This window comes from Streptomyces sp. NBC_00285, from assembly GCF_036174265.1.
Classification (GTDB): domain Bacteria; phylum Actinomycetota; class Actinomycetes; order Streptomycetales; family Streptomycetaceae; genus Streptomyces.
Map to the genome: position 1 here is coordinate 2,290,429 of NZ_CP108055.1, position 19,310 is coordinate 2,309,738.

Genomic DNA, 19,310 nt, shown 5'->3' on the forward strand with positions numbered 1-19,310 from the left:
TGACCTGGACGAACCACAGTTCGAGACATTCGAGCAGGTGTCTGGAAACGGGTGGTACTGTCCACCCTCCAGTCCGCGGACCGAGACGAAGGAGGAAGCCCGTGTTGCTGACCAAGCGCCGCTTCCTCGACTTCGGCCGGTGTGCAGGCGACGGCTGTCGACGCTGACCCGTCCCTCTCGACTCTCTCCCCATGGCGCTGTCCGCCGACCCTCGCGCGCTCCCGCCGGAGCGCGCCCCAGTCGTATCCCGGAAGGTCCCCCGATGCCTCGCAGAAGCCGTCGTACCCTGCAAGTCGCCGCCACCACCGCACTCCTGGTCACCGCCGCCACGGCCTGCAACGCCGCCGCCAAGAGCGACACCGCCTCCGATGCGGCGAGCGGCAGCGGCACGTCCTTCACCCTGGTCACGCCCGACTCGGTGGGACAGAACGAGTTCCTGAAGCTCGCCGTCAGCGGCATCAAGGACGCGGCGAAGCAGCACGACGGGACGGAGAAGGTCTACGAGTCCACGGACACCGCCTCACAGCAGCAGAACGTGCAGGCCGCGGTGGACACCAAGCCGGACGTCATCGTGCTCGTCGGCTTCGAGTTCGCCGACATCGTCGCCCAGCAGGCCCAGAAGAACCCGAAGCAGCAGTTCCTGATCATCGACGCCTGCACGACCAAGACGTACAAGAACGTCAGCTGCGCGGTCTTCCGCGAGCACGAGGGCGTCTACCTCGCGGGCGCCGAGGCCGGTCTGCTCAGCAAGTCCGGGAAGGTCGGCGCGGTCGACGTTCTCGACACCCCCCAGTTCCGCCGCTACAGCGACCCGTTCGCGGCCGGCGCCAAGAAGGTCGCGCCGGGGACCTCCACCGGCACCCGCTTCGTCGGCGGCCAGTCCCCCTTCGACGACTCGGCCCGCGCCAAGGAGCAGGCAAGCACCCTGCTCGCCAAGGGCTACGACCAGATCATGGCGGCCGCCGCGGCCGGCAACTACGGCGTCTTCGAGGCCGCGAAGGCCAAGGGCGCCTACGCGTACGGCGTCGACGTCAACCAGTGCCCCTCGGCGCCGGGCACGGTCGTCGACAACGTGATCAAGCGCACGGACATCGCCGTGGAGAAGGGCATCGAGTCGGTCCTGGCAGGCAGGACGGGCACGACCGTGTCGTACGGCCTCAAGGAGGGCGGCATCAGCCTCACCGGGCTGCAGGACGGCGTCGACTCCTCGAAGTGCGTGATCGCCGACCACAAGGACGTCCTGAAGAAGGTCGAGGCGCTGCGCGACCAGATCGTGTCCGGGAAGCTGACGGTCGATGACCCCGCCGCGGGCTGAGCCCCACGACAACGCTGTCGAGCTGCGGGGGATCACCAAGCGGTTCCCCGGCACGCTCGCCAACGACCACGTCGACCTGACCGTGCGACGCGGCGAGATCCACGCCCTGATGGGCGAGAACGGTGCCGGCAAGTCGACGCTCATGTCGGTCCTGTACGGCATGGAACGCGCCGACGCCGGGACGGTCCGGATCGACGGGCGGGAGGTGGACTTCGCCAGCCCGGGTGCCGCCATGGCCGCCGGACTCGGCATGGTGCACCAGAGCTTCAAGCTGTTCGACTCACTGACGGTCGCCGAGAACGTCGTCTACGCCGCCGAGCCGCGCCGCTTCGGCCTGCTGGACCGGGCCGCGGCCCGCCGCCGGGTGCGTGAGCTGGCCGAGGAGCACGGCCTGGCCGTGGACCCCGACGCCCGGGTCGGCGCGCTGCCCGTCGGGCTGCGCCAGCGGGTGGAGATCCTGAAGCTGCTGCACCGCGGTGCCCGGACCCTGATCCTCGACGAGCCGACCGCGGTGCTCACCCCCGGCGAGGCCGACGCCCTGTTCACGGTGCTCAAGTCGCTGGCTGCGGAGGGCCGTACGGTGATCCTCGTCACGCACAAGCTGCGCGAGGTGCTGGCGGGCAGCGACCGCGTGACCGTCCTGCGGGACGGCCGGGTCGTGGCCCGCCTGGTCACCGCCGAGACCTCCGCCGACGAGATCGCCGCCGCCATGACCGGCCGCGCGGTCGAACTGGACCGGATCCACCCGGCCGGGACACCCGGTGCCGTGGTGCTGGACGTGCGGGGCCTCGCGGCTCCCGGAGTGCACGAGGCCGATCTCACCGTCCGCGCCGGCGAGATCGTCGGTGTGGCCGGCGTCGCGGGCAACGGGCAGAGCGAGCTGATCGAGGCGCTGGCGGGGCTGCGGCCGGTCACGGCGGGGCGGGTGACCCTCCAGGGCCACGACATCACCCACGCCTCGGCCACCGAGCGCCGCCTCAAGGGCCTGGCGTACGTCCCCGAGGACCGGCACGCGGTCGGTACGGCGGCTGCCGCGTCCGTGGCCGACAACCTCGCGATGGGTCACCACCGTACGTCCCTGTCGTCCCGCGGACTGCTGCCGCCGGCGACCGTCCGCGCCCATGCCCGGCGGCTGGTCGAGCGGTTCGGGATCAAGGCCCCGACGTCCGCGGTGCCCGCCTCCGCGCTGTCCGGCGGCAACCTCCAGAAGCTGCTCATCGGCCGCGAACTCGCCCACGAGTCACCCCTGTTGCTCGTGGAGCAGCCGACGCGCGGAGTCGACATCGGCGCGATCCAGAACATCCACGACCAGCTGATCGCCTACCGCGACGCCGGCCACGCCGTCCTCCTCGTCTCGGCCGAGCTGAGCGAGATCCGGGGGCTCGCGGACCGGGTGCTGGTGATGTACGAGGGCCGGGTCACGGCCACGTACCGGAAGAACGAAGCGGACGAACGGACGCTGGGACTCGCGATGGCGGGCGGCAACTGACATGAGACCTGACCGGACTTGGGGCGCCCTGCGCTCCCCCGTCACCTTCTCCGTGCTCGCGGGCGTCCTCATCGGCGCGCTCTTCCTCGTCGGCACCGGCGCGGACCCGGTCACGGCGTACCGGGCGATCCTGACCGGATCACTCGGCGCCGACGGCATCGGCTCCACCCTGTCGACCGGAACCAGCGTGCTCGGCCTGGCGCTCGCGCTGGCGATCCCGCTGCGCGCCGGACTCATCAACCTCGGCGGCGACGGACAGATGGTGCTCGGCGGGATCACCGCGGCCGTCATCGGCCTGTACACGCCGCTGCCCGCACCCCTGACCGTCACCCTGGCCCTCCTCGGCGGCATGGCGGCGGGCGCCCTGTACGCCGCCCTGGCCGCCCTGTGCGAGAACCACTTCGGCGTCCCGCTCCTGGTCAGCAGCCTGCTGCTGAGCTACCCGGCGGTCTCGCTCGCGTCGTATCTGGCCCGTTATCCGCTCAAGGAGCCCGGTTCCAGCCTCCCGCAGACCCGGGCGATGCCCGCCGGAGTGGCGCTGCCCGCGTTCGGCGACTCGACGGTGACCGTGGGACTGGTGCTGGTTGTCCTCGCGGCGGCCGCGTACTGGTTCACCGACCGGCGCACCGCCATCGGGTACGAGATCCGCATGACGGGTCTCAACGCCCGCTTCGCCGCGTACGCGGGTGTCGAACGCCGGGGCCTGACCCTGAAGTTGATGTCGGTCTCCGGTGCGCTCGCCGGACTCGTGGGCGCGATCGGGGTGTTGAGCTTCCCGTACCGCTTCGTCGACGGCTCGCTCACCGCACCCGGCTACACCTGGACGGGACTCACGGCCGCGCTGCTGGCGACGGCCGCGCCGATCGGCACGGTCGTCGCCTCGTTCTTCTTCGCGGTCCTCCAGGTCGGCGGCCTCGCCATGGAACGGACCACCCAGGTGCCGCGCGAGCTGACCCAGGTGCTCCAGGCGATCGTGATCGTGTTCCTGGCGGCCCGGCTGCGGCTGCCCGGCATCCCCGGGTTCCTGAGCCGTCGCCGCACGTCCGAGGAGACGGTGTGATGTTCTTCGACTCCGATCTGCTGATGTCGGCGCTGCGCGCGCTCACCCCGATCCTGCTGGCCGCGCTCGGCGGCGCCCTGTGCGAACGGGCGGGCGTGTTCAACATCGGCCTCGAGGGCATGATGCTGATGGGCTGCTTCACTTCCGTCACCACCAGCTGGTTCACCGGCAGCGCCTGGCTCGGCGTGCTGGCGGCGGCCCTCGCCGCGGCCGCGTACTCGCTGATCCTGGCCGTGGGCGCGGTGACCCTGGGCGGGGACGCGGTCGTCCTGGGCGTGGCCATGAATCTGCTCGCCGTCGGCCTGACCGGCTTCCTGCTGCGTACGGTCTTCGGCGTGCAGGGCACTTTTGACGACCCGTCACTTGCCGGGCTGCCGTTGGTCGGTGGTCTGACCCCGCTCACCTATCTGTCGTGGGCAGCGGTCGCGGTGGCCGCCGTGATGCTCTCCCGGCATGTGTGGGGGCTGCGGCTGCGCGGGGTCGGCGAGGCCCCGGACGCCGCGGCCACGCTCGGGGTGAGCCCGGTCAGGTACAAGTACGGGGCGATTCTGGTCTCCGGTGTCCTGTGCGGGCTCGCGGGGGCCCAACTCGCCCTGGGCAACGTCACCTTGTTCACCGAGAACATGACGGCGGGCCGGGGCTGGATCGCGGTCGTCGCGGTCATGCTCGGCCGCGCGGCGCCCGTCGGCGTGCTGCTGGCCGCGCTGCTCTTCGGCATCGCGGAGGCGGCCGGCTTCCGTCTGCAGGGCCTCGGTCTGCCCCAGCAGGCGACCGACGCCGCGCCCTACGTCGTCACACTCGGCGCCCTCTTCCTCACGACGGCCCGCCGCCGTCGCCGTACGCCTTCTCCTTCCGGAGCCGCCTCATGAGCCAGGACCTGCTGCCCGTCACCCGTATCCCCCGCACCGGGCTCCCGGCCCACGCGGTCGTCGTCGGCGCCCCGGCCCGTGCGGCGGCCGTCGCAGCACTCCTCGACGGCGCCCAGGAGGTGTCGTACCACCGCGAGTACCGGGTGTTCAGCGGGAGTTGGAAGGGGCTGCCGGTCACCGTCGCCTCGCACGGCGTGGGCGGGCCGGGGGCCGTTCTGCTGTTCCAGGAGCTCGCCGACGCGGGCATCCGCACCGTCCTGCGGTTCGGTACGGCGGGCGCGATGAGGCCGGGCATCGGTGACGGCGATCTCGTCATCGCGGAGGCGGCCGTGCGGGACGACGGCGTCACGCAGCAGCTTCTGCCGCCCGAGTACCCGGCGGTCTCCGCGCCCGAGGCGGTGCTCGCGCTCCAGCGTGCGGCCCGCGCGGTCGGCGCACCGCACCACCGGGGCATCGTATGGACACGCGCGGCCTTCCAGCCCGGGCTCCTCCCGCTCTTCTCCTACGAGGGCGCGGGGCTCGCGGCGATCGAGATGGAGCTGTCCGCCCTGCTGGTCATCGCCTCCCTGCGCGGCCTCGTCGCGGGCGGTGTGCTCGTCGTCGACGGCGCGAACGCGGACGAGTTGGTGGACGACGAGGGCGCCAGCGTGTACGACCCCCACCGGGAGGTCGTCGCGGTGGGTGTCGACCGGGGCGCGGTGGTGTCCCTGGAGGCGCTGCGGCTGCTGGCGGAGGCGCACGAGGAACGTGAGGCGGGGGACGCCCTGTGAACATCGACCTGCTGGTGCACGGCGGTGACGTTCTGACCGTCGACGAGGCGGGAAGCGTTGTTCACAGCGGGGCGGTCGCCGTCCACGAGGGCGTGATCGTCGCCGTCGGTCCCGCACAAGAGCTGTGTACCGGGTTCACAGCCGAGGAGTCCATTGACGCCGGCGGCTGCCTCGTCCTGCCCGGGCTCATCAACACGCACACCCATCTGGCGATGACCCTGCTGCGCGGCCGCGCCGACGATGTCACCCTCCAGGGCTTCCTGGAGCGGGTGCTCCCCGCGGAGGCCGAACTCCTCACGCCGAAGAACGTGGCTGCGGCCGTGCGGCTCGCGATCGCCGAGAGCATACGGGCCGGGGTGACCTCGGCACTCGACATGTACTGGTTCCACGAGGCGGCCGACGAGGCGGCCCGGGAGGCGGGCTGGCGGCTGCTGAGCGGCCCCACCTTCATGGACGTACCCGAACCGCCCGACGGCCTCGGGTACGGGCAGCGGCTCGCGTGGGCCCGGCGGGACCTGGAGGCGCGAGGACCGGCCCGGGGCGGCCGCCGTCCCGTCGTCTTCGCGCACTCCGCCTACACCCTCTCCCCCGGCCAGCTGACCGAGATCGCCGCCCTGGCCCGGGAGTTCGGGGCGCTGCTGCACATCCACGCGGCGGAGAACGCCACCGAGGTCGCCACCGTCGAGGTGCGTCACGGCAAGCGGCCGGTCGAACTGCTCGACTCACTGGGCCTGCTCGGCCCCGACCTGCTGCTCGCGCACGCCGTGGACCTCACCGGTCCGGAGATCGCGGCCCTGGCCCGCACCGGCACGTCCGTGGCGCACTGTCCGGTCTCCAACCTCAAACTGGGCTGCGGGATCGCACCGGTTCCGCGCCTGCTGGGCGCGGGGGTGACGGTCGGCCTCGGCACGGACGGGGCGGTCAGCTCCAACTCGCTGGACGTGCTGGGCGCGGTCCGGCAGGCCGCGCTCGTGCACAAGGCGGGCGGCGATCCCACGGCGGTCGACGCCGAGCGGGCCGTACGCATGGCGACGATCGAGGGCGCGCGGGCGCTGGGGCTCGCGGAACAACTGGGGACGCTGGAGGCGGGCAAACGCGCCGACCTGATCGTCCTGGACCTGAACGCGCCGCATCTGCGACCGTTGCACGACCCGTGGTCGACGCTGGCGTACGCGGCCCACTCGGCGGACGTGCGTGACACCGTCGTGGACGGGCGGGTGCTGATGCGGGACCGGGCACTGCGGACGCTCGACGCGGAAGCGGTGATCGCGGAACTGGAGGCGCTCGTCTGAGCAGCGCCCATAATGAGGCTGAGACATCCGACGTCTCAGGGCACCCGCGGGGTGAGAAGGAGGCCGGTCATGGCTGTCACCGACGAGGCGATCGAGAAGATCAAGGGAATGATCGTCTCCGGCGCGCTGCGCCCCGGCGACCGACTCCCCAAGGAGAGCGAGCTGGCCTCCGAGTTGGGGCTGTCCCGCAACTCGCTGCGGGAGGCCGTGCGGGCGCTGTCGCTGATCCGGATCCTGGACGTGCGGCAGGGCGACGGCACGTATGTGACCAGCCTGGATCCGCAACTCCTGCTGGAGGCGCTGAGCTTCGTCGTGGACTTCCACCGCGACGACACGGTCCTGGAGTTCCTGGCGGTGCGCCGCATCCTGGAACCGGCGGCGACCGCGATGGCCGCCGCCCGGATCAGCGAGCAGCAACTGGACGCGCTGAGCGCCCAGTTGGACAAGCTCGGCGAGAGCCCGTCGGTGGAGGAACTGGTCGCCGCCGACCTCGACTTTCACCGCGGGATCGTGCAGAGCTCCGGCAACTCCGTCCTCTGCTCCCTCCTCGACGGCCTGTCCGGCCCCACCACCCGGGCCCGGATCTGGCGCGGTCTGACCCAGGAGGACGCGGTCAGCCGCACCCTCCACGAGCACCGCGCGATCCTCGCCGCCCTGCGCGACCGGGACGGTGAGGCGGCCCGCTCGTGGGCGACGGTCCACATCGCGAGCGTGGAGCAGTGGCTGCGGTCCACGCTGTGAGAAGTCAGTGAGAAGCGTCCGAGGGGCGCCGCGTCGGGTGGGTGTTCCCGGGGCGCTATCGGGGCAGTGATCGTTCACTCCCCCGTGCAAGGGGGCTGCGGGCGCCCCCGCCGGACGCCGTAAGGTTGGCACGTTAAGCGAGGGCACGTCGGAAGGAGGCCTGGGTGATCGAGCTCGAGGGAGTACCCGAGCTGGTCGACCCGGTCATGGTGGCCGCGTTCGAGGGCTGGAACGATGCCGGCGACGCCGCTTCCGCCGCGGTCGCGCATCTGGACAGGGAGTGGAAGGGCGAGGTGTTCGCGGCGCTCGACGCCGAGGACTACTACGACTTCCAGGTGAACCGCCCCACGGTGTGGCTGGACGGCGGGGTGCGCAAGATCACGTGGCCGACGACAAGGTTGTCGGTGGTCCGCGTCGGCGGTGACAAACCGCGCGATCTCGTACTCGTCCGAGGTATCGAACCGTCGATGCGATGGCGTTCGTTCTGCAACGAGCTGCTGGGCTTCGCCCACGAACTGGGCGTGGAGCTGGTGGTGATCCTGGGCGCGCTGCTCGGTGACACCCCGCACACCCGTCCGGTTCCGATCAGCGGGACCACGTCCGACGCGGATCTGGCCCAGCGGATGGACCTGGAGGAGACCAAGTACGAGGGCCCCACGGGCATCGTCGGCATCCTCCAGGAGGCGTGCACGCACGCGGGTGTGCCCGCGGTGTCGCTGTGGGCGGCCGTACCGCACTACGTGTCGCAGCCGCCGAACCCGAAGGCGACGCTGGCCCTCCTGAACCGGCTGGAGGACCTGATCGACGTCCGGATCCCGCTGGGCGAGCTGGCCGAGGACGCGCGCGCCTGGCAGGTGGGCGTCGACCAGCTGGCCGCCGAGGACACCGAGGTCGCCGAGTACGTCCAGACGCTGGAGGAGGCCCGGGACACCGCGGAGCTGCCGGAGGCCTCGGGCGAGGCGATCGCCCGGGAGTTCGAGCGGTATCTGCGGCGCCGGGACGGCGGTCAGCCGGGCGGCCACGCGACCGCGGACGGCAGTGACAGCACGGCATATCTGTGGGAGGGCCCCGGCGGTCGTACGAAGCCGCCCAGACCGTCGACGCCGGAGACCGAGCCCGAGACCACGGCCGAGCCGGAAGCCGGGACCGAGCCGGAGACCGAGCCGGGAACGGAGCCGGGCGACGAGGATTCGTCGTCGCAGGACTGAGGCAGACCGGACGGGTGAGGGCGGTGCGCGGGATGCGCACCGCCCTCACCCGTGTCAGACCTGCGGCACGGACACCACGTCGTAGTCGGTCTCCGGCGTCGGCTCCACGTCGAAGCGCGCGTTGGGCAGATACAGTCGCGCGCCCCACGCCGCGACCGTGGTCGGAATGCGGAAGCGCGGGTCGGTGATGCGGGTGATCGCGGTACCCCTGGTACCGGCGTCGTTCAGCCGGAACACGTCGATCGCGTTCTGTCGTTGCTGGACGGCGTAGAAGGTCCGGCCGAGCAGCAACAGGCCGTCGCCGTTGGGGAGTTTCGCCCCGCCCAGGTCGACGACGCGCGCGGCGCCGGTGCCCGGGTCGACCCGCATGAGAGCGCCGCCGTTCGCGAAGTCGTTCACCACGAGCAGGGCTCGGCCGTCGGGCGTGCGCTCGATGCCGTTGGCCGTGAAGTCGGGTCCCTGCTGCCAGTCCCCGGTCAGCGGTACGGTCTCCACCGCGCCCTTGGCCAGCTTGTAGAGCACCGGCTTGAAGGAGTCGGTGAACCAGGCGGCACCCGGGGTGAGGACCACGTCGTTCACGAAGGTGCCGCCGGTGGCGTGCACCTGCTCGGTCCTGCCCGAGCGGGCGTCGACGGTCCGTATCTCACCGCTGTCGCCGCCGGCGAGGAAGAGCGTACCGTGCCGGTCGATCTTCAGACCGACGGTGGGACGTCCGGCGCCTTTCGCGACGACCTCGCCGCGTCCGGTGGCCAGGCTCGCCCGGTAGACGTCGCCGTTGGCGAGGGAGCCGAAGTAGGCGTACGGCTTCGCGCCGATGGTGATGCCCTCGGGCTGGAAGCCGTCGGGGAGGGGGAACTGCGCGGGCCACGCGGCGTGCCGGGTTTCGGCCGCCTGCGCGGTACCGCCGAGCAGGGCCGCGCCGGAGAGCACGGCGGTCGTGGTCAGGAGTGTGCGACGTGCAAAGGAGCGGTCTGCGCGTGCCACTGTGCGTCCTTCCGCAAGGAGGCCGGCGCATGGCCGGCCGAACAGTCGAGCGACCCTCCCACCCCATCACATGACGGTGGCCTCCACAGGCTTCGGCCGGATTGTGACGTGACATCGGTTTCCGGACGGATTGCACACGTTACCCAATTCAACTTGTTCCAAACCGAGTTGGCGAACGGAGGCTGGACGAGCCGTCGTTGTGGTGCTTTGTTGTCTCCCCGAAGGAACCCGCAGCACCCGCACGGACCGAAGGGAGCGATACCCGATGACCGAGCAGGTACAGCCACCACAGGGCCCGGGAGCCTCTGGGCCGGGACCCGACGGAGCGGGGTTCACCTACCGGGGAGCCGAACAGGAACTGATCGTCGTCGCACGCCCCGAGGCCCGGCTGCGCGCCGGGGCACAGGGCGTCCGCTCGGCGGCCGGTGCCGACGTGTCGGCCCTCGCCATGTTCCTCAGCGACGAACAGCTCGCCCTGGAGCCGCTGTTCGGCAGCGAGGAGCGTCTCCAGCACAACGTCACGGGCACCGGCGCCGAGGACGTGCCCGACCTCGCGCGGTTCTACCGGGTGCGCGGCGGTGAGAGCCGGGCCGGGGAACTGCGGGCGCGGATCGCCGCGTTGCCCGGCATCGACACGGCGTACGTCAAACCGCCGGCCGTGCCCGCGACGGTGGCCGACGACGACCGCCGGTTGAAGGAGGGCGCGCCGGTGACGCCGGACTTCACCGGCAGGCAGGGCTATCTGCGTCCCGCGCCCGACGGGATCGACGCCCACTGGGCCTGGCAGCGCCCGGGCGGGACGGGCCAGGGGGTGACCGTGATCGACGTCGAGGGCGCCTGGCAGCTGGGCCACGAGAACCTGGCCGCCAAGCTCGCCGGTGTCGTCGTCGGCACCCCGCTGGCCGACATCGCCTGGCGCAACCACGGCACCGCCGTGATCGGTGTGATCGGCGGCGACCCGGGTGAGCGCGGAGTGGCCGGGATCGTGCCGGAGGCGGTGACCGCGGCCGCGTCCTTCCAGGGCATCGGCACGGCGGCCGCGATCCAGGCGGCGGCCGACCGGCTCGGGCCCGGTGACGTCGTCCTGGTCGAACTGCAGCGCCCCGGGCCTCGGTTCGACCACGAGATCCGTGACGACCAGCGCGGCTACATCCCGATCGAGTGGTGGCCGGACGACTACGCGGCCGTCCGGTACGCGACCGCCAGGGGCGTTCTCGTCGTGGCGGCCGCGGGCAACGGCGGCGAGTCCCTCGACGACGCCGTCTACGAGCGCCGCCCCGACGAGTTCCCCGAGTGGTGGCGCAACCCGTTCAACCTCTCCAACCAGTCGTCCGGAGCGGTCCTGGTCGGCGCGGGCGCCCCGCCGCCCGGCACGCACGGCCGCGACCACGGCCCGGACCGCTCCCGGCTCGCGTTCTCCAACTACGGCGCACGCGTGGACGCGCAGGGCTGGGGACGCGAGGTCACCACCACCGGCGGGTCCTGGGACAAGCCCGGCGATCTGCAGGGCGGGCCCGAGGAGATCGCCTGGTACACGGACACGTTCTCCGGGACGTCCTCCGCGTCCCCGCTGGTGGTCGGCGCCTTGGCCGCACTCCAGGGCATGCTGAAGGCGGCCGGCCGGCCGCCGATGTCCCCGGACCGCGCCCGTACGGTGCTGCGCGCCACGGGCTCCCCGCAGCAGGACGCGCCGGGCCGGCCGGCCTCGCAGCGGATCGGCAGCAGGCCCGACATCAAGGCGGCGGTCACCCGGCTGCTGCCGGACGCGGTCGGCTCGGGCCGGGCCGAGCGGTACTGGGACGAACTCCTGCCCTACCCAGGTGAACTCCCGCCGCGACTCCGGCTGTTCGTGGCCGGCGCGTGGCGCAACCTCAACAACCCGTCGCCCGAGATCCGGCAGGCGGTGCACGCCGCCTTCGCGGGCGGACGGCCCGACGTCCGGGTGTGGTTCTCGGACGACGAGATCGTCGGCCTGGTGCTCACCGGCTGACGATCCGGCACGGCACGGCACGTCCCGTCACATCAATGGGAAGGTGACATCGCATGAGCATCACCCCGCAGATGGGCCAGCAGGGACTGCAAGGTCAGCAGCAGGGACAGCAGTTCCCGAGCACATCGCCCTATCAACAGCAGGGCCAGGGCTTCGACCAGCAGAGCCACGGGCAACAGCAGGGCTACGGCTTCGGGCAGCAAGGCCAGGGCTTCGGCCAGCAGCAGGGCGGCAGCGGCACCCTGGAGCAGCTCCAGCAGCTCGGTCAGCAGCAGCCCTACCAGCAGTTGCTGCAACAGCTGGTGGGCGGGCAGGGGCAGCAACAGCAGCAGCCCTACGGCCAGTCGCAGCAGCAGGACCAGCAGGCGCAGCAGATGGAGCAGCAGAACCAGCAGCAGCTCCAGCAGCTCGCCCAGTCCGTGGTCCAGCAGGTGATCCAGCAGGTCCAGTCGCAGTCGCTCGCCGCCGGTGTGGCAGGCGGCTTCATCGACATCGTGCACCCGCTCCAGGGCCAGCCCCAGCAGGTATTCCTGCGTATCAACGGCCAGTTCCGGGTGCTGAACAGCCCGAGCCCGCAGATCCACCAGCAGATCCAGGAGGCGTTCGCCTTCGGTCACCAGGTGATCGGCATCTGGGACACCCAGTCCCCGAACGTCCTGCGCAGCGTGCGGATCCAGCGGATCTGACCCGCGCGTGACACGTGACAGACGAAGGGGCGCTTCCCGCCGCGGGTTCCGCGAGCAGGCAGCGCCCCTTCCGTACGGCTTCCTAGAGAGCCACGCCGAGGAGTGCGTCCACCGCCCGTGACACCACGCCCGGCGCGCCCGTGTCGGTGCCGCCCCGCTCCTCCTGGGCGGCGGCCCAGCGGTCGACGGCGGCCAGCGCGGTGGGCGCGTCCAGGTCGTTCGCGAGGGCCTCGCGGATCTCCTCGACGAGCGCCTCGGCGGACGGACCGTCGGGCCGGGAGACGGCGGCACGCCAGCGCCCGACCCGGTCCAGGGCGTCCTGGAGGACCTGGTCGGTCCACTCCCAGTCGGACCGGTAGTGGTGGGCGAGCAGCGCCAGCCGGATGGCGGCGGGGTCGACGCCGTCACGCCGCAGCTGCGACACGAAGACCAGGTTGCCCTTGGACTTGGACATCTTCTCGCCGTCGAGGGCGACCATGCCGGCGTGGACGTACGCCTTGGCCATGGGGAACTCGCCGGTCAGCACCTGGGCGTGCGAGGCGCCCATCTCGTGGTGCGGGAAGACGAGGTCGGAGCCGCCACCCTGGACGTCGAAGGTCATGCCGAGGTGGTCGAGGGCGATCGCGACGCACTCGATGTGCCAGCCCGGCCGTCCGCGGCCGAGCGAGGCCCCGTCCCAGCTGGGTTCGCACTCGCGGGCGGCCATCCACAGCATCGGGTCGAGGGGGTTCTTCTTGCCCGGACGGTCCGGGTCGCCGCCGCGCTCGGCGGACAGCAGCCGCATGGCGGCCGCGTCGAGGTTCGAGACCTTCCCGAAGTTCGGGTCGGACTCGACGGAGAAGTAGGTGTCCCCGTCGAGCTCGTAGGCGGCACCGGCGTCCCGGAGCCGCTCGACGAGCGGCACGATGCCGGGTATCGCCTCGACCGCGCCGATGTAGTGCTGCGGGGGCAGCATCCGCAGGGCTGTCATGTCCTCGCGGAAGAGGGCCGTCTCCTTCTCCGCCAGGGCGGCCCAGTCGACGCTGTCCCGCTGGGCGCGCTCCAGCAGCGGGTCGTCGATGTCGGTGACGTTCTGGACGTAGTGGACCTGGCGCTTGGTGTCGAGCCACACGCGCTGCACGAGGTCGAACGCGTTGTAGGTCGCCGCGTGCCCCATGTGGGTGGCGTCGTACGGCGTGATGCCGCAGACGTAGATACGGGCGACGGGACCGGGGTCGAGGGTGACCGGACCGCCGGTCGCGGTGTCGTGGATCCTCAGGTCGCGGCCCTGACCAGGCAGGGCGGGGACCTCGGAAGCGGGCCAGGCATGCATGTCATGAGCCTAACCGGACGGATGTTCCGTATACGAACCGGACCGGTCCGGATGGCCGGTGAGGCCTTCTTGCGCGGTCCCGGACCGTGTGCAAGGTCACGTCATACGGGCGGCCAGGGGATGGCCGGCCACTCACCGCTCGGCTCCGGGTGCTTGCCCGTGGCGAGCAGTTCATCGACACGCGCGCGCGTGGCGTCGAGTTCGGCGGCGGTGATCAGAGCGGCCAGCCGGGTGGCCAGCGCCCCCGACAGGGCCTCCCTGAGGCCCTTGAGGACGTCGACCGCCTCCCCCGTCAACGGCTCCCCCGCCCAGCCCCACAGCAGCGTGCGCAGCTTGTTCTCGGCGTTGAAGGTGACGCCGTGGTCGATGCCGTAGAGGCGACCGCCCTCGGCGGGCAGCAGATGGCCGCCCTTGCGGTCCGCGTTGTTGATCACGGCGTCGAGGACGGAGAGTCTGCGCAGCCGCTCGTCGTCCGCGTGCACCAGCAGCGCGGTCTTCCCTTCGCCGACCTCGGCGAGGCTGATGGCCTTCCAGCCCGGCTCGGGCTCCTCGGCGTCGACCAGGGCGAGCAGTTCGGTGCCCGGTACGCCCTCGATCCACAGCTGGCACATGCCCTCGCCGTAGGGCCCGTCCCGCAGCACGGTGGGCGGCACCAGGCCCCAGCCGGTCGCCTCGGACACCTCGTAGGCGGCGACCTCGCGCTGGGCGAGGGTGCCGTCCGGGAAGTCCCACAGGGGGCGTTCGCCGCGGACCGGCTTGTAGACGCAGAGCAGCTCCTGGCCTTCGCTCTCGACGGAGCACTGCAGCACCGCGTTGGAGGCGTCCCGGATCTGTCCGCGGACCGTCAGCTCACCCCTGGCGAGCACCTGTGCCGTGGTCACGCTCCGCGGCGGTATCCGTTCTGGCGCGGACATACGTGTCCTTCCGGGTCGAGCGGGAGGCTGCACAGCGGGCACGGCGGCCGCCCGGCGTTGACGACGTCCAGGGCACGTCTGGCGAAGGCTCTGGCCTGCGCGCCGGTGAGCCGGACCCGCAGCATCGGGGGCCCGTTCTCCTCGTCCTGGAGGAGCTTCTCCTCGGCCTCGGCGAGGTCCTCCTCGGAGTCGGCCTCCAACTCCACGAGCGCCTGCGCCTCGACGATCATGCGCTGCTCCTCGCCGTCCCAGGCGAGGGCCATGGTGCCGACCCGGAACTCCTCCTCGACGGGGCTGTCGAGGGGGGCGGTGTCGGAGATCACGGTGGGCGGCACGGCCGGGACGGAGGCACTGCCGCCGCTGCGGCGCACGACCTCGTCGAGGAGTTCGTCCATCCGCTCGGCGAGGGCGGCCACCTGTGTCTTCTCCAGGGCCACGCTGGTCACTCGGGGGCCGGCCGTGGCCTGGAGGAAGAACGTACGGCGTCCGGGCAGTCCGACCGTGCCGGCCACGAAGCGGTCCGGCGGGTCATAGAGGAACACCTGACGGGACACGTCCTGTCTCCATTGGATTCGTGAGTAGGGGAACGGCGGGAACGTCCATGCGTGAACGCGCTCGGGTGAATCGCTTCACCCTACTGCGCCCGACGATCACGGTGCGCCCGCACCACCACCGACCGGAGCGTCACCGCCGGCGGCCTCCTCGCGCGGCAAGAGGGACGCGAAGTCACCGGTGTCGCCGAGGCGGACGAGAAACGGCCTCAGACGGGTGTAACGGATGACGGTGATGGAACACGGTTCTACAGAGATCCGCTGGAAGAGGTCGAGATGAAGTCCCAGTGCGTCCGCCACGAGCGACTTGATGACGTCGCCGTGCGAGCACATCAGATAGACGGCGTCGGCGCCGTGGTCGCGCTCCACGCGCGCGTTCCACTCGCGTACGGCCTCCGCCGCGCGCGTCTGCATGGCCCGCATGGACTCGCCGCCGGGGAACGCGGCCGCCGAGGGATGCGTCTGGACGACCTCCATGAGCGGCTCACCCATGAGCTCGGCGAGCTTGCGGCCGGACCAGTCGCCGTAGTGGCACTCCCCGATGCGCTCCTCGCTGTGCGACGACAGGCCGGGCCGGGCGTCCAGCAGCGGCCGGACCGTTTCCTGGCAGCGCTGGAGCGGGCTGGCGACGACCTCGGAGATCGGCACGCCTTCCAGCCGTGCGGGCAGCCCGGCGGCCTGTGCGGTGCCGCGCTCGTCCAGGGCGACCCCGGGTGTCCACCCGGCGAGCAGCCCCTCGGTGTTCGCGGTGGAGCGTCCGTGTCTGACAAGGATCAACGTGGGCATGCGGCCCAGGGTAGGCGTACGCCGGAATGCGACGGCGTCCGAGCGACAGGAGAATACGCTCCGTGATCGTCGACTGTGCCATCTACCGGGACGGGCACCGGACGGAGGGGCCCGAGGACCTGTCCGACGCGCTGGACGGGGCGCGGGCGGCGGGCGGGTTCGTCTGGATCGGGCTGCACGCACCGTCCGAGGACGAGTTCGAGCTGGTCACCAAGGAGTTCGGACTGCACCCACTGGCCGTGGAGGACGCCCTCAAGGCCCATCAGCGGCCCAAACTGGAGGTCTACGACGACTCGTTGTTCGTCGTCCTCAAACCCGTCGTGTACGAGCCGGAGAGCGACGCCGTCTCCACCGGCGAAGTCATGCTTTTCCTCGGCGACGCCTTCGTGGTGACGGTCCGTCATGGCGTGGGTTCGCCGCTGAAGACCGTACGGGACCGTCTGGAGAAGGAACCGCGCCTCCTCGACAAGGGACCCACCGCGGTGCTGTACGCGGTCGCCGACGCCGTCGTGGACCACTACCTGGAGGTGGCGACGGAACTGGGGACCGACCTGGAGGAGCTGGAGGCGGAGGTGTTCTCACCGGACGGCGGCGGCTCACGGGACACCGCGTCCCGGATCTACACCTTCAAGCGGCAGATCCTGGAGTTCCGCCGGGCCACCGTCCCGCTCACGATGCCCCTGACCCGGCTCGCGGGTGTGGAGTCCTACGGCGCGACGGTGCCGTTCGTCAACGACAGGGCGCGGCCCTTCTTCCGGGACGTCAACGACCACCTCGCGCGCGTGAACGAGTCGGTGGAGGGCCTGGACAGGCTGGTGTCGGACGTCCTGTCGGCGCATCTCGCGCAGATGAGCGTCCGGCAGAACGACGACATGCGGAAGATCTCCGCGTGGGCGGCCATGGCCGCGATCCCCACGATGATCGCGGGGATCTACGGCATGAACTTCGAGCACATGCCCGAGTTGCACTGGGTGTGGTCGTATCCGGCGGTGATCGCGCTGATGGGCGCCCTGGAGGTGCTGCTGTACCAGACGTTCAAGCGTCGGGGCTGGCTGTAGCGGGTGCTCAGGCGAACTCGGGGGCCGAGGTGGCCGGGCCGCCCAGGGCGTCGCGGCGTTCCGGTGTCCGCAGGGAGACCATGCGGCGCCAGCCGGCCGCACGTTCATAGGCGTACACCGCGTGGATGCCCGCGGCCAGCACCGCCGACTTCGGCCGCGGCCAGCCGAGGATGCGTCCCATGTGGGCCATCACGGCGAGGCTGACGTCCCGGTAGACGCGGATCTCGGCCAGCGCGCACTCCCTGAGCCTGTGCTGGATGGCACGGCCGTGACCGGCGCGGGCGAAGCGCAGCAGTTCCTCGTGGCAGTAGGCGAGGTGGTTGTCCTCGTCACCGGAGATCATCCGGACCGCCCGGCCGAGGTCGGGGTGGTCGGCGAAGTGCTTGCGCAGCAGCTCCATCTCCTCGGCGGCGCGCTGTTCGGTGACGCGGCTGTGGGCGAGGTAGGTGACGATGTCCTGCACGGTGAGCGGCTCGTCGCTCCTGAGTTTCTCGTGGGCGAGGCCGATGCCGTGCCGTTCCAGGAGCATGGTGTAGTCCGTCTCCGGCGGGACGGGGACGGGTCGGAGACCGCGCTTTTTCATCAGGGCGTTGAAGATCCGCCCGTGCTTGTCCTCGTCCGCGCCGTGCCGGGTGATCTTGGGGACGAGGTCGCGCTCGCTCTGCGGCACGAGTGCGGCGATGCGGGCGTTCTCCCAGCCGCCCTGCGACTCCCCACTGGCCGCGATGGAGCAGAACAGCCGGAACGACTCGTCGTCGTCGATGATCTCCTGGAACAGGCTCTTGGCCGAAAGCATCGTGTGGCACCTCTCCGCCGGACTCCGCGGCAAATCCGCGAAGAACGAGTCAAATGCGGCGCGATGGGTGCTGCAACAGCTGTGTCGGACAACTCCGCCAAAAGGAGGACTGCCGGAGTCACTCCGGGGGCGTAACCGCGCGGGCGCGGGCGCGTTGACTCATGTGACGGCCGTGGCGGGGAAGACCCCCGAGCCCCCACCACGGCCGTGGAAACCTCCGGCGGCCGAACCACGCACACGCGAGGCGGGACCGCCGGCATCGGCTGCGTGATCCGCCGGTCCGGCGTTGATCGGCGGCCGGATCGTTCCGTGGGCCACGGCGCTTGCGCGGGGCACTGCGGCCCACGGAACCGAGCTGATCCGGAGCACCGCGGCCTATGCGAGCCCGGCTCGCTCCAGGGCCTCGGTGCCGGCCCGGAGTGCGGCGAGACGCTCGTCGAGCGTGAAGCCCGCGGGGGCCAGGGTCAGCGTGGTGACGCCGGCCGCCGCGTACTCCTTCATCCGGTCCGCGATGCGGTCCACGGAGCCGAGCAGCGCCGTCTTGTCGATCAGGTCGTGCGGGATGGCGGCCGCGGCGCCGTCCTTGTCGCCGGCGAGGTACTTGTCCTGGATCTCGGCGGCCGCCGACTCGAAGCCCATGCGCTGGGCGAGCTGGTTGTAGAAGTTCTGCTTGCGGCTGCCCATGCCGCCGACGTACAGCGCGGTGTACGGGCGGAAGGTGTCGGCGAGCGCGGCCACGTCCTTGTCCTCGCCGAGGGCGAGCGGAAGGGTCGGCGCGATGTCGAACCCGTCGAGGGTCTTGCCCGCCTTCTCCCGCCCGGCGCGCAGATAGCGGATCGCGGTGTCCTCCAGGTGCTCGGCGGAGGGGAAGATCAGCAGGGCGCCGTCGGCGATCTCGCCGGTCTGCTCCAGGTTCTTGGGACCGATCGCCGCGATGTACAGCGGGATGTGCTCGCGCTGCGGGTGGACCGTGAGCTTGAGGGGCTTGCCGGGCCCCCCGGGCAGCGGGAGCGTCCAGTGCTCGCCGTCGTGGGTGAGGCGTTCGCGGCTCATGGCCTTGCGGACGATCTCGACGTACTCACGCGTGCGTGCCAGCGGCTTGTCGAACTTGACGCCGTACCAGCCCTCGGAGACCTGCGGCCCCGAGACGCCGAGGCCGAGTCGGAAGCGGCCGCCGGACAGCGAGTCGAGGGTGGCGGCGGTCATCGCGGTCATCGCCGGCTGGCGGGCCGGGATCTGGAAGATGGCCGAGCCGACGTCGATGCGCTCGGTCTGCGCGGCGACCCAGGTGAGCACGGTGGCCGCGTCCGAGCCGTAGGCCTCGGCCGCCCAGCAGACGGCGTATCCGAGCCGGTCGGCCTCCTGGGCGACGGAGAGATTGTCCGCGTCCATTCCGGCGCCCCAGTAGCCGAGGTTGATCCCGAGCTGCATGGCCGATTCCCCTTACCGATCAGTAACGTCCCTTGCCGCAGACCTTAGCGTGGCAGTG

At 71.4% G+C, this 19,310-nt stretch carries 18 protein-coding genes; 11 read left to right on the forward strand and 7 right to left on the reverse strand.

Features of this window, described 5'->3' with window-relative positions; all coding sequences use genetic code 11:
- Window positions 1-262: 262 nt before the first annotated feature.
- From OHT57_RS10440 to OHT57_RS10475, 8 genes are all read left to right on the forward strand, one after another.
- A complete protein-coding gene (locus OHT57_RS10440; RefSeq protein ID WP_328745833.1) occupies window positions 263-1,315 on the forward strand; it encodes a BMP family ABC transporter substrate-binding protein in 1,053 nt (350 codons plus the stop codon).
- Window positions 1,296-2,804 (forward strand): ABC transporter ATP-binding protein, encoded by a 1,509-nt coding sequence (locus OHT57_RS10445; RefSeq protein WP_328745834.1) that lies wholly within the window; start codon window positions 1,296-1,298, stop codon window positions 2,802-2,804. Before OHT57_RS10440 ends, OHT57_RS10445 begins: the two co-directional genes overlap by 20 nt.
- Window position 2,805: 1 nt before the next feature.
- Window positions 2,806-3,864, forward strand: a complete 1,059-nt coding sequence (locus OHT57_RS10450; protein ID WP_328745836.1) for an ABC transporter permease — start codon at window positions 2,806-2,808, stop codon at window positions 3,862-3,864.
- Window positions 3,864-4,733 (forward strand): ABC transporter permease, encoded by an 870-nt coding sequence (locus OHT57_RS10455; RefSeq protein WP_328745837.1) that lies wholly within the window; start codon window positions 3,864-3,866, stop codon window positions 4,731-4,733. The genes OHT57_RS10450 and OHT57_RS10455 overlap by 1 nt, the downstream gene beginning before the upstream one ends.
- Window positions 4,730-5,503, forward strand: a complete 774-nt coding sequence (locus OHT57_RS10460; protein WP_328745838.1) for a phosphorylase family protein — start codon at window positions 4,730-4,732, stop codon at window positions 5,501-5,503. The genes OHT57_RS10455 and OHT57_RS10460 overlap by 4 nt, the downstream gene beginning before the upstream one ends.
- Entirely contained in the window at window positions 5,500-6,795 is a 1,296-nt protein-coding gene (locus OHT57_RS10465) for an amidohydrolase (RefSeq protein ID WP_328745839.1), read from the forward strand. The genes OHT57_RS10460 and OHT57_RS10465 overlap by 4 nt, the downstream gene beginning before the upstream one ends.
- A gap of 69 nt (window positions 6,796-6,864) precedes the next feature.
- The gene (locus OHT57_RS10470; protein ID WP_328745841.1) at window positions 6,865-7,536 is read left to right on the forward strand and encodes a FadR/GntR family transcriptional regulator; all 672 of its coding nucleotides are present in this window, start codon (window positions 6,865-6,867) and stop codon (window positions 7,534-7,536) included.
- A gap of 164 nt (window positions 7,537-7,700) precedes the next feature.
- The gene (locus OHT57_RS10475) at window positions 7,701-8,744 is read left to right on the forward strand and encodes a PAC2 family protein (RefSeq protein ID WP_328745842.1); all 1,044 of its coding nucleotides are present in this window, start codon (window positions 7,701-7,703) and stop codon (window positions 8,742-8,744) included.
- Window positions 8,745-8,798: 54 nt separating this feature from the next.
- On the opposite strand, the gene OHT57_RS10480 is transcribed toward OHT57_RS10475, so the two are convergent.
- Window positions 8,799-9,728, reverse strand: a complete 930-nt coding sequence (locus OHT57_RS10480; RefSeq protein ID WP_328745843.1) for an SMP-30/gluconolactonase/LRE family protein — start codon at window positions 9,726-9,728, stop codon at window positions 8,799-8,801.
- Between the two features lie 265 nt (window positions 9,729-9,993).
- Between OHT57_RS10480 and OHT57_RS10485 the strand changes: the two genes are divergently transcribed.
- Window positions 9,994-11,718, forward strand: coding sequence for a S8 family peptidase (locus OHT57_RS10485; protein ID WP_328745844.1), 1,725 nt, complete (start codon window positions 9,994-9,996; stop codon window positions 11,716-11,718).
- A gap of 53 nt (window positions 11,719-11,771) precedes the next feature.
- Window positions 11,772-12,404, forward strand: coding sequence for a hypothetical protein (locus OHT57_RS10490; protein WP_328745845.1), 633 nt, complete (start codon window positions 11,772-11,774; stop codon window positions 12,402-12,404).
- An 82-nt stretch (window positions 12,405-12,486) separates the two neighbouring features.
- On the opposite strand, the gene mshC is transcribed toward OHT57_RS10490, so the two are convergent.
- From mshC to OHT57_RS10510, 4 genes are all read right to left on the reverse strand, one after another.
- Window positions 12,487-13,716 (reverse strand): cysteine--1-D-myo-inosityl 2-amino-2-deoxy-alpha-D-glucopyranoside ligase, encoded by a 1,230-nt coding sequence (gene mshC / locus OHT57_RS10495; RefSeq protein ID WP_328745846.1) that lies wholly within the window; start codon window positions 13,714-13,716, stop codon window positions 12,487-12,489.
- Between the two features lie 101 nt (window positions 13,717-13,817).
- Window positions 13,818-14,630 (reverse strand): SCO1664 family protein, encoded by an 813-nt coding sequence (locus tag OHT57_RS10500; RefSeq protein WP_328745848.1) that lies wholly within the window; start codon window positions 14,628-14,630, stop codon window positions 13,818-13,820.
- Complete coding sequence (locus tag OHT57_RS10505) at window positions 14,594-15,184, reverse strand: DUF3090 domain-containing protein (RefSeq protein WP_328745849.1); 591 nt, start codon at window positions 15,182-15,184, stop codon at window positions 14,594-14,596. The genes OHT57_RS10500 and OHT57_RS10505 overlap by 37 nt, the downstream gene beginning before the upstream one ends.
- 96 nt (window positions 15,185-15,280) lie before the next feature.
- A complete protein-coding gene (locus OHT57_RS10510; protein WP_328745851.1) occupies window positions 15,281-15,967 on the reverse strand; it encodes a histidine phosphatase family protein in 687 nt (228 codons plus the stop codon).
- 62 nt (window positions 15,968-16,029) lie between these two features.
- On the opposite strand from OHT57_RS10510, the gene corA reads away from it, so the two are divergent.
- Window positions 16,030-17,025, forward strand: a complete 996-nt coding sequence (gene corA / locus OHT57_RS10515; protein ID WP_328745852.1) for a magnesium/cobalt transporter CorA — start codon at window positions 16,030-16,032, stop codon at window positions 17,023-17,025.
- A gap of 7 nt (window positions 17,026-17,032) precedes the next feature.
- Here the strand turns inward: corA and OHT57_RS10520 are convergent, their stop codons facing one another.
- Window positions 17,033-17,821: a ferritin-like domain-containing protein gene (locus OHT57_RS10520; protein ID WP_328745853.1), complete on the reverse strand. Its 789-nt coding sequence runs from the start codon at window positions 17,819-17,821 to the stop codon at window positions 17,033-17,035.
- A 375-nt stretch (window positions 17,822-18,196) separates the two neighbouring features.
- Window positions 18,197-19,252 carry an LLM class F420-dependent oxidoreductase gene (locus OHT57_RS10525; protein ID WP_328745854.1) on the reverse strand — a complete coding sequence of 352 codons (1,056 nt, stop codon included), beginning with the start codon at window positions 19,250-19,252 and terminating at the stop codon, window positions 18,197-18,199.
- Between the last annotated feature and the right edge of the window lie 58 nt (window positions 19,253-19,310).

Coding starts and splice junctions, on each gene's coding strand:
- OHT57_RS10440 (WP_328745833.1), top strand. CDS start 263: ATGCCTCGCAGAAGCCGTCGTACCCTGCAAGTCGCCGCCACCACCGCA.
- OHT57_RS10445 (WP_328745834.1), top strand. CDS start 1,296: ATGACCCCGCCGCGGGCTGAGCCCCACGACAACGCTGTCGAGCTGCGG.
- OHT57_RS10450 (WP_328745836.1), top strand. CDS start 2,806: ATGAGACCTGACCGGACTTGGGGCGCCCTGCGCTCCCCCGTCACCTTC.
- OHT57_RS10455 (WP_328745837.1), top strand. CDS start 3,864: ATGTTCTTCGACTCCGATCTGCTGATGTCGGCGCTGCGCGCGCTCACC.
- OHT57_RS10460 (WP_328745838.1), top strand. CDS start 4,730: ATGAGCCAGGACCTGCTGCCCGTCACCCGTATCCCCCGCACCGGGCTC.
- OHT57_RS10470 (WP_328745841.1), top strand. CDS start 6,865: ATGGCTGTCACCGACGAGGCGATCGAGAAGATCAAGGGAATGATCGTC.
- OHT57_RS10485 (WP_328745844.1), top strand. CDS start 9,994: ATGACCGAGCAGGTACAGCCACCACAGGGCCCGGGAGCCTCTGGGCCG.
- OHT57_RS10490 (WP_328745845.1), top strand. CDS start 11,772: ATGAGCATCACCCCGCAGATGGGCCAGCAGGGACTGCAAGGTCAGCAG.
- mshC (WP_328745846.1), bottom strand. CDS start 13,716: ATGCATGCCTGGCCCGCTTCCGAGGTCCCCGCCCTGCCTGGTCAGGGC.
- OHT57_RS10500 (WP_328745848.1), bottom strand. CDS start 14,630: ATGTCCGCGCCAGAACGGATACCGCCGCGGAGCGTGACCACGGCACAG.
- OHT57_RS10510 (WP_328745851.1), bottom strand. CDS start 15,967: ATGCCCACGTTGATCCTTGTCAGACACGGACGCTCCACCGCGAACACC.
- OHT57_RS10520 (WP_328745853.1), bottom strand. CDS start 17,821: ATGCTTTCGGCCAAGAGCCTGTTCCAGGAGATCATCGACGACGACGAG.
- OHT57_RS10525 (WP_328745854.1), bottom strand. CDS start 19,252: ATGCAGCTCGGGATCAACCTCGGCTACTGGGGCGCCGGAATGGACGCG.